At 74.6% G+C, this 13,478-nt stretch carries 12 protein-coding genes; 1 reads left to right on the forward strand and 11 read right to left on the reverse strand.

Annotated features, from left to right (window positions below; genetic code table 11):
• Window positions 1-41: 41 nt before the first annotated feature.
• Window positions 42-821, forward strand: a complete 780-nt coding sequence (locus ACIRB7_RS13495) for a VOC family protein (RefSeq protein ID WP_403596847.1) — start codon at window positions 42-44, stop codon at window positions 819-821.
• Window positions 822-846: 25 nt separating this feature from the next.
• Here ACIRB7_RS13495 and ACIRB7_RS13500 read toward each other — a convergent pair whose 3' ends face one another.
• From ACIRB7_RS13500 to ACIRB7_RS13550, 11 genes are all read right to left on the reverse strand, one after another.
• Entirely contained in the window at window positions 847-1,599 is a 753-nt protein-coding gene (locus ACIRB7_RS13500; protein ID WP_403596849.1) for a PIG-L deacetylase family protein, read from the reverse strand.
• Window positions 1,596-2,528 (reverse strand): SIS domain-containing protein, encoded by a 933-nt coding sequence (locus tag ACIRB7_RS13505; RefSeq protein ID WP_403596852.1) that lies wholly within the window; start codon window positions 2,526-2,528, stop codon window positions 1,596-1,598. The genes ACIRB7_RS13500 and ACIRB7_RS13505 overlap by 4 nt, the downstream gene beginning before the upstream one ends.
• A 91-nt stretch (window positions 2,529-2,619) precedes the next feature.
• Entirely contained in the window at window positions 2,620-3,756 is a 1,137-nt protein-coding gene (locus tag ACIRB7_RS13510) for a GntR family transcriptional regulator (RefSeq protein WP_403596855.1), read from the reverse strand.
• 76 nt (window positions 3,757-3,832) lie between these two features.
• Window positions 3,833-5,140: an alpha/beta fold hydrolase gene (locus ACIRB7_RS13515; protein ID WP_403596858.1), complete on the reverse strand. Its 1,308-nt coding sequence runs from the start codon at window positions 5,138-5,140 to the stop codon at window positions 3,833-3,835.
• A gap of 79 nt (window positions 5,141-5,219) precedes the next feature.
• Window positions 5,220-6,680: a cellulase family glycosylhydrolase gene (locus tag ACIRB7_RS13520; protein WP_403596860.1), complete on the reverse strand. Its 1,461-nt coding sequence runs from the start codon at window positions 6,678-6,680 to the stop codon at window positions 5,220-5,222.
• A gap of 206 nt (window positions 6,681-6,886) precedes the next feature.
• Complete coding sequence (locus ACIRB7_RS13525) at window positions 6,887-7,837, reverse strand: ABC transporter substrate-binding protein (protein WP_403596863.1); 951 nt, start codon at window positions 7,835-7,837, stop codon at window positions 6,887-6,889.
• Window positions 7,834-8,508, reverse strand: a complete 675-nt coding sequence (locus ACIRB7_RS13530) for an ABC transporter permease (RefSeq protein ID WP_403596865.1) — start codon at window positions 8,506-8,508, stop codon at window positions 7,834-7,836. Before ACIRB7_RS13530 ends, ACIRB7_RS13525 begins: the two co-directional genes overlap by 4 nt.
• Window positions 8,505-9,185, reverse strand: a complete 681-nt coding sequence (locus ACIRB7_RS13535) for an ABC transporter permease (RefSeq protein ID WP_403596868.1) — start codon at window positions 9,183-9,185, stop codon at window positions 8,505-8,507. Before ACIRB7_RS13535 ends, ACIRB7_RS13530 begins: the two co-directional genes overlap by 4 nt.
• A 151-nt stretch (window positions 9,186-9,336) precedes the next feature.
• Window positions 9,337-9,723: a VOC family protein gene (locus tag ACIRB7_RS13540; RefSeq protein ID WP_403596871.1), complete on the reverse strand. Its 387-nt coding sequence runs from the start codon at window positions 9,721-9,723 to the stop codon at window positions 9,337-9,339.
• Window positions 9,724-9,821: 98 nt separating this feature from the next.
• The gene (nadE, locus tag ACIRB7_RS13545; protein ID WP_403596874.1) at window positions 9,822-10,652 is read right to left on the reverse strand and encodes an ammonia-dependent NAD(+) synthetase; all 831 of its coding nucleotides are present in this window, start codon (window positions 10,650-10,652) and stop codon (window positions 9,822-9,824) included.
• 650 nt (window positions 10,653-11,302) lie between these two features.
• Window positions 11,303-13,456, reverse strand: coding sequence for an ATP-binding protein (locus tag ACIRB7_RS13550; protein WP_403596877.1), 2,154 nt, complete (start codon window positions 13,454-13,456; stop codon window positions 11,303-11,305).
• Between the last annotated feature and the right edge of the window lie 22 nt (window positions 13,457-13,478).

Raw genomic sequence — 13,478 nt, forward strand, 5'->3', positions numbered from 1 at the left:
GGTTCCCCGGCCACGGATGACGGAAGGACAGGACACCTCCCATGCTCGGTACGCAGTTCACCAAGGGTTCCCCCAACTGGCTCGATCTCGGCAGCCCCGACACGGAGGCGGCCGCCGCGTTCTACGGCGCCGTCCTCGGCTGGGAGTTCCGCTCGGCGGGGCCCGACGCCGGGGGCTACGGCTTCTTCCAGCAGGAGGGCCGCACGGTCGCCGCGCTGGGCCCGCTCACCGAGGAGGGCGCGCGCAGCGCCTGGACCGTGTACTTCCAGACCCCGGACGCGGACGCCACCCAGAAGGCGGCCGAGGCGGCGGGCGGCACCGTGCGCCTCCCCGCCTTCGACGTCATGGACGCGGGGCGCATGGCCGCCCTCACCGACCCGGCCGGCGCCCAGTTCGCGATCTGGCAGCCCGGCACCGTCCAGGGCCTTGAGCGGACCTCGTCGACCAACACCCTCGTCTGGGTGGAGCTGCACGTCCCCGACCCGGAGACCGTCCTCGGCTTCTACCGGGCCCTGTTCGACTGGCGCTGGGCGGCGATGGAGGCGCCCGGCATGACGTACCGGGTCGTCTCCACCGCCGAAGGGGACCAGGAGGACGCCACCTTCGGTGGCGCCGCCGAACTCCAGGACGCGAGTGAGAACCCGCGCTGGATCCCGTACTTCGCGGTCGACGACCCCGACGCGATGGCCACCTCCACCCAGGGCAACGGAGGCTCGGTCCAGATGCCCCCGGCCGACATCCCGGACGTCGGCCGCATCGCCTGGCTGGCCGATCCCTTCGGAGCCCCCTTCGCCGTACTGAAGCCGGCGCCGATGGGCTGAGCGGCCCGAAGGACGTCAACCACCCTTACCGGGCGAAGAGTTCGAACGTCACCGCCGGACGGCCGTCGAAGCGGGCGGCGGCGCGGCCGGTCGTCGTCGTGAGGAAGTCGCGGACGTACGACTCCGGGTCCTCGTCCGTCAGGGCCTCGATGTAGGCGCGGTGGCAGAGGAGGGAGCGGATCGCCCGGTCCAGGCCCGGGCCCGCGTCGACGGCGTGGGTCGGGGTGCTGGAGGCCGCGACCGCGACCCAGCGCACGCCGTTCCAGGGCTCGAGGTCCTGGTCGGCGAGCTCGGGGAAGATCCAGCGGTTCCCGGCGTCGGCCGCCGCGTCGAGCGTGGCACGGCCGACGGCCAGGTGGTCGGGGGTGTTCCAGGGCGCGCCGGGGCCGCCGCCCCAAGTGTCGCGGTGGTTGAGGGTGACGACGAGCTCCGGGCGGTGGCGGCGGATCGCGGCGGCGATGTCGCGGCGCAGGCCGAGGCCGTACTCGATCACCCCGTCGTGGTGGTCGAGGAACTCGACCGTGTCCACGCCGACGACGGCGGCGCTGTCCCTCTGCTCCCGCTCGCGCAGCGGGCCGCAGACGTCCGGGGCGAGGGTGTCGATCCCGGCCTCGCCGCGGGTGGCGAGCACGTAGACGACTTCCTTGCCCGCGTCCGTCCAGGCGGCGACCGCGGCCGCGCAGCCGTACTCCAGGTCGTCGGGGTGGGCGACGACGGCGAGGGCGCGCTGCCAGTCGCCGGGCATCTCCGCGAGGTCCGTGACATCGGTTCCGGTCATGAGCGCAGGATACGGGCCGCCTCCGAGGCCGTCGGGCGGAACTCTCCGGAGAGGATCACCGAACGCGAGACGTTCCGGGGCCGGTCGGGGTTGAGGCCGCGCCGGTCGGCGAGGGCGACCGCGAGCCGCTGGGCGCGGACGAGCGCGGCGACCGGGTCGATCGCGTCGGCGGCGAACAGGGCTCCGGTGGACTCCACTTCGTCCCGCAGTCCCGAGGGCGCGGGGCCGAGGCACCAGACGAGGCTGGACCTGTCGCTGATGCTGATGGGGCCGTGGCGATACTCCATCGCCGCGTACGACTCCGTCCAGGCGCGGGCGACCTCGCGCAGTTTGAGCGCGGCGTCGTCGGCGAGTCCGACGGTCCAGCCGGTGCCGAGGAAGGTGAACTGGCCGCGCCGCTCCCAGGCGGCGGGCAGCCGCTCGTACAGGACGAGTTCGGCGTCGGCGATCGCGGGCCCGAGGTCCACACCGAGCCCGGCGCGCAGGAGTTGGAGGGCCGTGGTCGCGAACCGGGTCTGGACGACGGAGCGTTCGTCGGCGAAGCCGAGGTCGACGATCTCGTCGGCGAACCGCCCTGCGGGGCTGCCCGGTCGGCCGGTGAGGACGAGCGTCGGGACGCCCCCGGCCGCGCGGGCGAGCAGGTGCACGACCTCCGTCGTGGCGCCGGAGCGGGTGAGGGCCACGATCCGGTCGTAGCCGCGGCCGAGCGGTGTGGCGTCGGATGCGGGGAAGGCGTCGGTCTCGCCGGCGCCGAGGGATTCGCGCAGCGCCGCGTAGGCGCGGGCGATGAAGTACGAGGTGCCGCAGCCGACCACCGCCACGCGCTCGCCCCGGGCGGGCAGCCGGCCGGCGTGACGGTCGGCGGTCTCGGCCGCGCGGCGCCAGCAGTCGGGCTGGCCGGCGATCTCCGCGCTGACGTGGGTGCTCATGTCCGGGTCCTCTCCTCGGGGGGGTCCCCTCGCGGGGTCCGGACCGAGTTCTACCGGCAGCGGAGAGCAGCACACCATGAGCAAGGGGTGCTCACCTCTTGGACTTTCGCGCGCCGCCCGCGTCGCGTCCGGCGCCGCAGGAGGCCCGGACGACGAGCCGGGGGCGCAGCTGCACCTGGTGCAGCGGGGCGGCGTCGCCTTCGGAGAGTCGCCGGAGCAGGATCTGCGCGGCGAGCCGGCCGAGCTGGTACTTGGGCGGGGAGACGGCCGTCAGCGGGGTCTCGGCGACGTCGGCGAACTCGTTGTCGTAGCTGATCAGGGCCAGGTCGTCCGGGACCCGCACCCCGGCGCGGCGGGCCGCTCCGAGCATCAGGGCTGCCTCGCGGTCGCCGAAGCAGAGCGCGGCGGTGACGCCGGCGTCCCGGAGCGCGGCGAGCGCCCGGTCGGCGCGGTCGTGGTCCCAGCGGGCCATGACGTCCCGCTCGTACGCCGGGGCCCCGGGCAGCCCGAGGTCGGTGAGGGCGCGGGCGAAGCCGGACTCGATGGGGGCGGTGGTGGGCGCGTCGGTGCGGGCGACGAGTCCGAGTCGCTCGTGGCCGAGGGCCCGCAGGTGGCGTACCGCGTCGTAGGCGCCGCCCTCGTGGTCGGTGCAGACGTGTTCGGTGGGGTCGCCGGGGCCGTGGGCGGTGAGTCTGCGCTCGACGAGGACGGCGGGGACGGGCAGGGCGAGGAGTTCCTCGGCGCGGCGGCCGGGGTCGGTGGCGGTGTGGAGGCTGGGGACGAGGAGGAGGCCGTGGACGCCCGCCGAGAGGAGGCGTTCGACGGCGGCGTCCTCCTCGTCGGGGTCGTAGTGGGAGCAGGCGAGGACGAGCCGGGCCCCGGCCGCCGCGAGTTCCTTCTCGATGCCCTGGAGGACGCGCGGGTAGTAGAAGGTGGTGTCGGGGACGAGGACGCCGACGATCCGCTGCCCGGTGGTGTCCCGATCGGGCCGGTGGGCGGCGAAGGTGCCCGCGCCCTGTCGGCGTTCGACGAGTCCGAGGGCGACGAGGTCCTCGTAGGCGCGGCGGACGGTCGTCACCGAGAGGCCCGTCTCGGTGGCGAGGGCGCGCTCGGTGGGCAGTTTGCTGCCGGGCGGCCAGGTGCCGTCGAGGATGCCGCGCCGCAGCTCGGCCATGAGGGCCCGGAACTTGAGCTCCCGGCCGGACGCCGGTGTCTCGTGTGCCGTCATCCGGGCCCCCTCGTCTGTCCGTCCGTGTGGCGCGCCGCATCCTATGCGGGAGCCGTCCCGGGCCGCCCCGGGGCGGTCAGATCTCGCCCCGGCTGAGCGCGAGCAGCCGGTCGAGGACGCGCGGCCCGCCGGCGCGTACGCCGTCGTGCTCGAACTCGTCGGTCACCCAGGTGCGCAGGCCGCGTACCGCGCGGGCGGTTTCGAGGGAGTGGGCGGTGTCCACGTACATGTCGTCGTGGTAGACGGCGGCGGCGACCGGCACCCGGTTGGCACCGAGGCGCTCGGGGTCGTACAGCGGTGTCCAGTCGGTGCGGGCGGCGAGCAGTTCCGCGGTCTCGCGGAGGGGGCGCAGGGCGGGGTCGGTGGTGAAGTGCCAGGGGTGGACGGTCTCGCCGGTGAAGAGGAACGGTTCGCCGTCGGCGAGGGCGGCGCGGGCGTCGAACTCGGGGTGCTCGGCGCGGACGCGTTCGGCGGCCCAGTCGGTGGGGCCCTGCCCCTGGGCGTAGATGGCCTCGTGGAGGACGGCGTACAGCGGGTGTCCGGCGTACGACAGGTGGGCCTGGACCTGCTCGAGGAAGGCGTCGGCGAGCGCGGGTCCGCCGGGGGTGGGGACGAAGGCGCCTTCGAGGAGCAGATGGAGCTGGTGGGTGCCGTCGCCGGAGCCGAGGAGGGTGCCGAGGGACTGGAAGGCCTCGGGGGTGAGGATGCCGCCGCCGGGGAGGGTGACCTCGTGGTCGAGGAGGTGGGCGGCGACGGCGCGGGCCCGTTCGGCGTCCTGCGGGTAGCGGGCGAAGTGGGCCTCGTTCTTGCGCCGGATACGGGGATAGGCGGCGCGGTACACCTCGTCGGCGGTGGCGTACAGGGAGGGCAGACCGCCGGTGACGAGGACCCTTTCCAGGCCCTCGGGGGCGGTGGAGAGGTAGTGGACGGCGCAGAAGCCGCCGAAGCTCTGGCCGAGGACGGTCCAGGGGGCGCCGCCGGTGAGCCGGCGTCTGATCAGCTCGCAGTCCTTGACGATGGAGTCGGCGCGGAAGTGGCCGAGGTAGTCGGCCTGCTCGGCCGGGGTGCCCCGGAGCGGCAGGGTCTGGCGGTTGGCGGGGGTGGAGCGGCCGGTGCCCCGCTGGTCGAGGAGGAGGACGCGGAACTCCTGGACGGCCCGGCCGAGCCAGGCCTGCGGGCCGATGAAGCGGCGGGCGCCGAAGCCGGGCCCGCCCTCCAGGTAGACCAGCCAGGGGAGCCGCTCCCGGTCGGCGCCCTCCTTGCCGCTCGCGACGACCTCACGGCCGAAGACCTCGATGCGCTCGCCGTCGGGACGGGAGTGGTCGAGGGGGACGGGGAAGCGGTGGTCGGTGAGGACGAGTCCCGGCTGCCGGTAGGTGGTCACGCTGTTCCTGCTCCTGTTCGGTACGCCCCCGCCGAGGACAGTGGATCACACGGCGGGGGCGTACCGGGGTCGGACGGGGTCAGGAGGTCGGGAAGTCGTCCGCGGTCCTGATGCGGTCCCGGATCCATACGCCGGCGGGCTTCAGGGAGCCGGTGCCGGCCCAGGGGCCGCCGGCGTCGCAGGTGCCCGTCTTGAAGACGGCCCCGCTGCGATGGTCGTCGGAGAAGTTCCAGTTGACCCAGCTGATCTTCTTGGCGGCCATGAGGTCGAGGTACTTCTGCGTCATGGCGAAGTCGTTCGTGCCCTCACCGGCGTAGTTCTGGGTGCCGAACTCGGTGACGAAGACGGGCAGCTTGTCGGCGGCGCGGGAGAGGGTGTTCAGGTACTCGTCCCGGTGCGAGTAGGCGTAGAAGTGGAAGGTGTACATGATGTTGGTGGCGTTCACCGGGTTGGACACGACCTCGGACTCGTTCGCGCCCTCGGAGACGCCGAACGAGGACCACGCGCGCGTGCCGACGAGGATCGGGGTCTCGGCGTCCTTGGCGCGGATGACCGGGATGAGCTGCTCGGCGTAGCTCTTGATCCGGGACCAGGCGACGCCGCTGGGCTCGTTGGCGATCTCGTAGAGCAGGTTGGTCTTGGCGCCGTGGCGCTGGGCGATCTCGGTGAAGAAGGTCTTGGCGTGGGCGAGGTTGGCGTTGGGGTCGCCCGGGTCGAGCATGTGCCAGTCGACGATCACGTACATCCCGCGTGCGGTTGCCTGCTCGATGAGGGAGTGGGCGAGGTCGGTGTACTTGCGCGGGTCGGTCTCGTAGCCCTCCTCCTGGACGTACGTGGAGACGCGCAGGACGTCGGCGTTCCAGTCCTTGGCGAGGGCGTCGAGCGAGCCGTTGGTCAGGCACTGGGCGTACCACTGGGTGCCGTGGCTGGACATGCCGCGCAGTTGGACCGGCTTGCCGTAGCGGTTGCAGAGCTTGGTGCCGCAGACCTTGAGCTGGCCGTTGATCGCGGCGGGGGTGGTGCCGGTGGGCGGCGGGGTGGTGGCGGTGTCGACGGTGAGGTGGTCGACGTTGGGGCCGCCGTTGGCGGTGGTGGCGGTGGCGCGGACGGTGTTGGCGCCGGCCTTGAGGGTGGTGGTGACGGTGGTGGTGGCCCAGCTGGTCCAGGCGCCGGTGCCGGCGAAGGAGGTGCCGGAGGCGGCCACGGCGCCGTTGACGGCGATGTCCATGGGGCGGTTGGTGGTGGTGCCGTTGGCGTAGCGCAGGGTGAGGGTCGCGGGGCCCGCCTGGGCCGCGTTGACGTTCCACTGGACGTAACTGCCGGTGGCGTTGTCGTAGTTGACGAAGCCGTTGCCGGTGAATCCGGTGTGGTTGGACTCGACGATGCCTCGGGAGACGGTGGCCGTCTCGGCCTCGTGGGTGACGGGGGCGGCGCTCGCGGTGGGTGGCGTGGCGGCGAGGCCGAGGAGCAGGGCGCCGAGGGCGGTTCCGGCGACGCCGAGGCGTCGGAGGCGGGGGCGTACGGTTCGTGCCGAAGTCATGGGGGTCTCCACGGAACGACGAACGAGGGGACGGGGGTACGGAGTTGATTGATCAGACTGGAAGGAAACTTTCCTAACGGATGAATAGCAGGGCCGGGAACCGTCTCGCAAGGGTCATGACAAGAGACGCTGTTCAGCGGGCTGACGGCACACCCGCGGGGGCTCGGTGCGCGCCCGGTACGCGCTCGGTGCACGCCCGCGGGGGCCTACCGCCCGACGAGGCCCCGGTCGACGAGATAGTTCCGGGCCACGTCCTCCGGCAGACGCCGCCAGCTGTCCACCTGTTCGTTGAGGTGCGCCAGATCGGCCGTGGTCAGGACCGTGTTGAGGCGGGCGAGCGCCCGGGTGACGTCCTCGCTCCCGGCACGGGCGCGGTTCACGACGGGGACGATGTTGTCGGCGTTCTGCAGGTGCTTGTCGTCGGCGAGCAGGACGAGCCCGAAGTCGTCGAGCGTGGCATCGGTGGTCGTCGTGAGCACCAGCTGGTCCTGGCCGTTCTGCACGGCCTGCTTGGCCGGGGTGGTGCCGACGCCCTTGGGGTCGACGGCGGTCACGTCGATGCCGTAGACCTCCTTCAGACCGGGCGCGCAGTACGGCCGCCGGACGCATTCGTCCCCGGCCGCGAGCCGGACGGGGAGGCCGGTGGCGCCGAGGTCGCTCAGCGTCTTGAGCCGGTGTTCGGCGGCGAACTCCGCGGTCACGGCGAAGGCGTTCTGGTCGACGGCGCGGCCCGCGTCGAGGACGGTGAGCCCGCGCGGGCCGGCGAGCGCGCGGAGCGCGGTCATGGTCGCGGCCAGGTCGGGCGAGCCGACGGTCGGCGCGTCCGGCCCGTTGACCTTGGCGTTCAGCCAGTCGGCGAAGGTCGCCGCGTACTCCGGTACGACATCGATCTGACCCCGCTCCAGGGCGGGTTCGTACAGCTCGCGGTTGGTGACGGACAGGATCTTCGTCCGGTATCCGGCCTCCTGGAGCAGCAGGGAGTACATCTGGGCGAGCAGGTCGCTCTCGGTGAACCCGGCCGAGCCGACGGTCAGCCGGCGGCTGTCGCCCGGGGCGGCCGTGACCGCGCCCCTGTCCTCCAGGGAAGGGCCCGTGGCGCAGCCGGTGACGCACAGGAGGAGGCAGAGGGCGGGCAGGAGGACGTACGGCCGCCTCACGCGCCGCTCCCCCGCGCCCCGCCGGGTCCGAGGCGGCGGACGGCCTCGAAGACCCCTTCCACGAGGAGCGCGAGCACCGCGACGAGGCAGGCGCCGGCGACGACCTGCGGGGTGGAGGCGAGGTTGAACCCGGCGGTGATGATCCGGCCGAGCCCGCCCCCGCCGGCGAGGGCGGCCACGGTGGCGGTGGCGACGAGCTGGACGGCGGCGATCCGTACGCCGGTGAGGACCAGGGGCAGCGCGAGCGGCAGTTCGACCCGGGCGACCGTCTGGCCGCCCGTCATGCCCATGCCCCGGGCGGCCCGTACGACGTCGGGGTCGACGCCCCGGATCCCCACGTACGCGTTGGTGAGCAGCGGGGGCACGGCGAACAGGACGAGGGCGATGATCGTCGGCCAGTCGCCGTACGAGCCGACCGGGCTGAGCAACAACAGCACGAGCACGGCGAAGGTGGGGACGGCCCGGCCGGCGTTGGAGACGTTCACGGCGAGCGCGCCGCCCTTGCCGAGGTGCCCGAGGAGGAGGGCGACCGGCAGGGCCAGCGCACAGCTGATGACCAGGGAGACGACAGTGAGGAAGAGGTGCTCGCCGAGCCGGTGCCACACGCCGTTCTCGCCGGACCAGTGCGCGGCGGTGGTCAGCCAGGACCAGGTGTCGGAGAGGGTGGTCACGCGGCCTGCCCCCGGGTCCAGGGGGTGAGCAGCCGCTGGGCGCCGAGGAGGAGCAGGTCGGCGGCGACGGCGATGAGGACGCAGAGCACGGAGGCAGTGAGGACCTGGGCCTTGAAGTAGGTGTTCATCCCGGCGTAGATGAGGTTCCCGAGGCCGCCGTGGCCGACGATCGCGCCGATGGTGACGAGGGAGACGGCGGAGACGGCGGCGATCCTCAGCCCGGCCATGGCGGCGGGCAGGGCGAGCGGCAGCTCGACGGCGAGGAGGAGACGGACCGGCCCGTACCCGAGGCCGCGCGCCGCCTCCCGGGTCTCCTCGGGGACGGCGCGGAGCCCGGCGAGGATGTTCCGTACGAGGAGGGTGAGGGAGTACAGGACGAGGCCGGCCACGACCAGGGCGGCGGACAGGCCGTACACGGGCAGGAGCAGCGAGAACATCGCCAGCGCCGGGATCGTGTACAGGAGGGTGGTGACCCCGAGGACCGGGCCCGCCGCCCAGCGCCAGCGGCGGGCGGCGACCGCAAGGGGCAGGGCGATGAGCAGGCCGAGGGCGACCGAGACGCCGGTCAGTTGGAGGTGCTGGACGACGGCGTCGGTGAGGATCTCGCGCCGGGTGGACAGGTAGGCGCCGCAGATCCACTCGTTGCGGGCGAGGCAGTCGTCGGGCGGCGCGATCACTCTCCCATTCGAGGCGGTACGGGGCTGCCGCGCACCTGGACCGGTCCGTTCGGGGGCGGGCCGGAGCCTGGGGGCGGTGGTCTGAGTCGGCGGGCCCGGAGCCCGGGGCGGGGGTCTGAGTCGGCGGGCCCGGAGCCCGGGGCGGCGGAGGTCAGCCTTCCTGGAGCACGGACAGGACGTTGCCCGCGGGGTCCGTGAACCAGGCGATGGCCGGTCCGCCCTCGACCCGCATGACGCCCTTGTCGTCGGCCTCGAAGCCGGGGTAGCGCTCCAGGGTCACTCCGCGGCCGGTCAGCTCGTCGACGGCCCGGTCGATGTCGCCGACCTCGAAGTTGAGGATCGTGAAGGTGGCGGGGGTGTGATCGTCCTTGGGGTAGACGAAGATCCGGGTCCCGCCGGCCAGGGTGAGGAAGAGCATCCGCATGTCCCCCTCCCCCGCCTCCTCCACCGTCAGGCCGAGGGTCTCGCCGTAGAAGCGCCGGGCGGCGTCGAGGTCGTCGACCGAGAAGCCGCTGAATGCCGAGGTCTCGCCGAACATGACGTGCTCCCTTCCGGGGGCCTGTTCCTAGGCACCCCCTCCAGGATCCGCCGACCTGCCGGAGTCCGCCGCCCGGCCCCGTACCCGCCCGGGAGCGATCAGGGCGCGATCGGCAGCTGTCGCTTGTGCTCGGTGAGCTCGTAGCGACGCACGATCGCGTCGAAGGCGGCCCCGGAGACCGGCTTCCCCTCCAGGAAGTCGTCGATGTCGTCGTACGTGACGCCGAGCGCGTCCTCGTCGGGCTTGCCCGGGGCCAGGGTCTCCAGGTCGGCGGTGGGGACCTTCCACACGAGCCCGTCCGGAGCGCCCAGCTCGGCGGCCACCGCGCGGACGCGCCGCTTGGTCAGACCGGTCAGCGGGACGACGTCGGCGGCGCCGTCGCCGAACTTGGTGAAGAAGCCCGAGACGGCCTCGGCGGCGTGGTCGGTGCCGACGACGAGACCGTGGTGCGCGCCGGCGACCGCGTACTGGGCGATCATCCGCTGGCGTGCCTTGATGTTGCCCTGCACGAAGTCCTGGTGGTGGGCGTCGCGGAAGGTGACGTCACCGGCGAGGCAGGCCTCGAGGGCCGCGTCGCTCGCCGCCTTGACGTCCACGGTGAGGACCTGGTCGGCCTGGATGAAGCCGAGGGCGGTCTGCGCGTCCTTCTCGTCGGCCTGGACGCCGTACGGCAGGCGCATCGCGTAGAAGGTGGCGTCGTGGCCGGCGGCGCGGGCCCGCTCCACCGCGAGCTGGCAGAGCCGGCCGGCGGTCGTGGAGTCGACGCCACCACTGATGCCGAGCACGAGGCAACGCAGTCCGGTGGAGGTGAGGCGCTCGGCGAGGAAGGCCACCCGGCGCTCGATCTCCGCCCGCGGGTCGAAGGTCTCGGAGACCTGGAGGTCCCGGGCGATCTGCTGCTGGAGGGCGGTGGACGCCGGGTCGGTCACGGAGGTCTCCTCGTCAGGGTCGGTCGGTCGGCGGCGGCTCGGCGGTGAGCGGTGCGGCGCACCCGTGAGGTGCCGGAGCCGCGCGCCGTCAGGGCTACGGGGTCGACTCTACGCACCGGGGCGGCGCGCCGTCGCCCTGCCCTGGACGTCCCTGACCTGCTGGTCCCGGGGGCGGGGTGCGGTCGGGGGCGGGGCGAACCCGGGGCCCGGTGGTCTCGGCGGCCGAGCGGGGCTCCCGGGGGCCAGGCGTGGCCCCGTGGCCGGGGGCGGCTCCTGGGACCCGGCGCTGTCCCGGTGGCCGGGGGGCTCCCGGGCCACCGGGAGTGTCTCGGTGGCCGGGGGCGGCTCTCCCGGCGGCCCGGCGCGGCCCGGCGGTCGGGCGCGGCTCCCGGGGACCCGGCGCGGCCCAGTGGCCCGGCACGGCCCCGGCGGCCCGGGCCGGCCCGGTCCGGGCGGCCCGGCCCGGTCCCGGTGGCCGGGGGCGGCTCTCCCGGCGGCGCGGCGCGGCCCGGCGGCGCGGCGCGGCCCGGCGGCCGGGCGCGGCTCCCGGAGGCCCGGCAGGACCCGGCCGGCCGGGCGCGGCTCCCGGAGGCCCGGCGCCGGGCCCCCGGGCCCCCGGGCACGGCCCCGGCCCCGCCCCGGGCGGTCCCTCACGGCCTCCGTGGGCCGCGCAGCGCCCGGTCGAGGCCGTCCTGGGGTGGGCCGGTGAGGGCGCGTACGAAGATCTCCTCGTACGCCGGCTCGCCGATCGTCGCGCGGACCGTGTCCGTGTACTTCTCCCGCAGCGCCCGCAGGCCCGGCAGTCCGCGCCGGGGCTGGCCGGTGGAGCGCCAGTAGGCCTCCCCGGTGCCGGAGACGTCGGCGGCGCGCTCGCCGTCACCGGCCGCCGCGAGAGCGGTGGCGAGGACGTCGAGGCCGAGGGCCACGCCGAGGCTCGCCCCGAGTCGGCGGGTGCCTTCGAGCATGGCGCGGGCGTGTCCCGCAGCGGTGGCCGGGTCGCCCTCCAGAAGGCCGGTGAGGGCGAGCTGGTACTCCAGGGCGGTTCTGGTCCAGTGCTCGTCGAGTTCCTCGCACCGGGCGCGCAGGGCGAGCGCCCGCTCCCGGGCCTCCGCGAGCCGGCCGAGGCCGGTGAGGGCGAAGACCCGCACGAGGTGGCAGCGGAGCCGGGCGGCGGAGTCGGCGGGACCGCCCCGGACGGCGTCGAGGACATGGCCCACGACGACGTACGCGGCCATCGGCCGGCCGGTGGTCAGGGCGAGGAGCCCGGCGAGGGCGGCGGCGTCGAGGGTCAGGTCGCCGGGCCGGTGCGGGCCGCCGCTCCCCGGCCGGTCGCCGGGCCGGTGCGGACCGCCGATCCCCGGCCCGTCGCCCGCCCCGTCTCCCGTCGGCTCGGCGTGCTCCGTTCCCTCGGTGTGCTCCGCGTACCGGGCCTCCCGGGCGCAGCGCTCGCTGATCTCCTGGGCGGGGCCCGACTCGCCCTGGAGGACGAGGGTGACGCCGAGGGCCCACAGGGCGCGGGCCCGGACGCGGCCGCGGGCGTCGCTGAGGAGGAGCGCCTGTTCGAGGCCGTCGCGGGCTTCGCGCAGGCGGCCGCGGCAGGACCAGGCGAAGGCGACGGAGCCGACGAGGTCGAGGGCGGCGTCGGGGTCGGTGCGCAGCAGCCGGTCGAGGGCGGTGCGCAGGTCGGTGTGGTGGGCGTCGACGGTCCGGTACCAGCGTGGCTGGCCGGCGCCGTGCCACGCGCTCTCCGCCCGGCGCGCCAGGCCCCGGAAGTGGGCGGCGTGCCGGTCGGCGACCGCCCCCGTCTCCCCGGTCCGCTCCAGCCAGGTCGCCCCGTACGCGCGGATGGTGTCGAGCATCCGGTGTCTCCCGCCGGCGTCCTCGGGACCGACCACGGAGGCGCGGACGAGTCCGGCGAGCGCGTCCGGCAGGTTCGCCCGGTCCAGCGGGCCGCCGATGCACACGGCGGTCGCCGACGCGAGGTCGAAGGGGCCCCGGAAGACGGAGAGACGCGCCCAGAGGAGGCGTTCGAGGGGGGCGCTCAGCTCATGGCTCCAGCCGATGGCGGCGCGCAGGGTCTGGTGGCGGCCCGGCCACACCCGCTCGGGGTGGACGAGCAGGTCGAAGCGGGCCCCGGGCGGGGCGTCGAAGCGGGTGCCGAGCTGGTCCCGTACGGCTTCGGCGCCCTGGAGGCGGATCTGCGCCGCGGCCAGTTCGAGTGCGAGCGGGATGCCTTCGAGGCGTACGCAGATCTCACCGGCGGGACCGGCGGCGGGGAACTCCTCGCCGGCGGCCCGCCGGAGCAGGTCCAGGGCGTCCCGTCCGGTGGGGGGCAGCGGGTCGAGGTCGACGACCCGCTCTCCTTCGACGCCGAGGGGGAGCCGGCTGGTGGCGAGGACGGTGAGTCCGGGGGCGGCGGCGAGGAGTTCGGTGACGAGCCGGGCGCAGGGCGCGGCCAGGTGCTCGCAGGAGTCGAGGACGAGCAGCAGACGGTCGTCGGCGAGGCGGCGGCAGAGGCCGGTGGTCGCCATGCCGGGGGTGTGGTCGGACAGGTCGACGGAGTCGGCGACGAGGGCGACGAGGAGCCGGTCGCCGTCGAGCGGGGTGAGGTCGGTCCACCAGGCCCCGTCGGGGTAGTGGTCGGCGGCGCGGTGCGCGGCGCGCAGCGCGAGCCGGGTCTTCCCGACTCCCCCGACGCCGGTCACGGTGACGAGGCGGTGCTCCGCCAACGCGGCGGAGATCCGCTCCAGTTCCGTGCGGCGCCCCACGAAACCGGGGCTCTCGTCCGGCAGATGTCCACGCACGGCAGCAGTCTCCCTCATCCGG

This window comes from Streptomyces sp. NPDC093795 (assembly GCF_044764665.1).
Classification (GTDB): domain Bacteria; phylum Actinomycetota; class Actinomycetes; order Streptomycetales; family Streptomycetaceae; genus Streptomyces.

What these genes read in the sequence shown, in the direction of transcription:
- ACIRB7_RS13495 (WP_403596847.1), top strand. Translation starts at nt 42, where the DNA reads ATGCTCGGTACGCAGTTCACCAAGGGTTCCCCCAACTGGCTCGATCTC.
- ACIRB7_RS13500 (WP_403596849.1), bottom strand. Translation starts at nt 1,599, where the DNA reads ATGACCGGAACCGATGTCACGGACCTCGCGGAGATGCCCGGCGACTGG.
- ACIRB7_RS13505 (WP_403596852.1), bottom strand. Translation starts at nt 2,528, where the DNA reads ATGAGCACCCACGTCAGCGCGGAGATCGCCGGCCAGCCCGACTGCTGG.
- ACIRB7_RS13510 (WP_403596855.1), bottom strand. Translation starts at nt 3,756, where the DNA reads ATGACGGCACACGAGACACCGGCGTCCGGCCGGGAGCTCAAGTTCCGG.
- ACIRB7_RS13520 (WP_403596860.1), bottom strand. Translation starts at nt 6,680, where the DNA reads ATGACTTCGGCACGAACCGTACGCCCCCGCCTCCGACGCCTCGGCGTC.
- ACIRB7_RS13540 (WP_403596871.1), bottom strand. Translation starts at nt 9,723, where the DNA reads ATGTTCGGCGAGACCTCGGCATTCAGCGGCTTCTCGGTCGACGACCTC.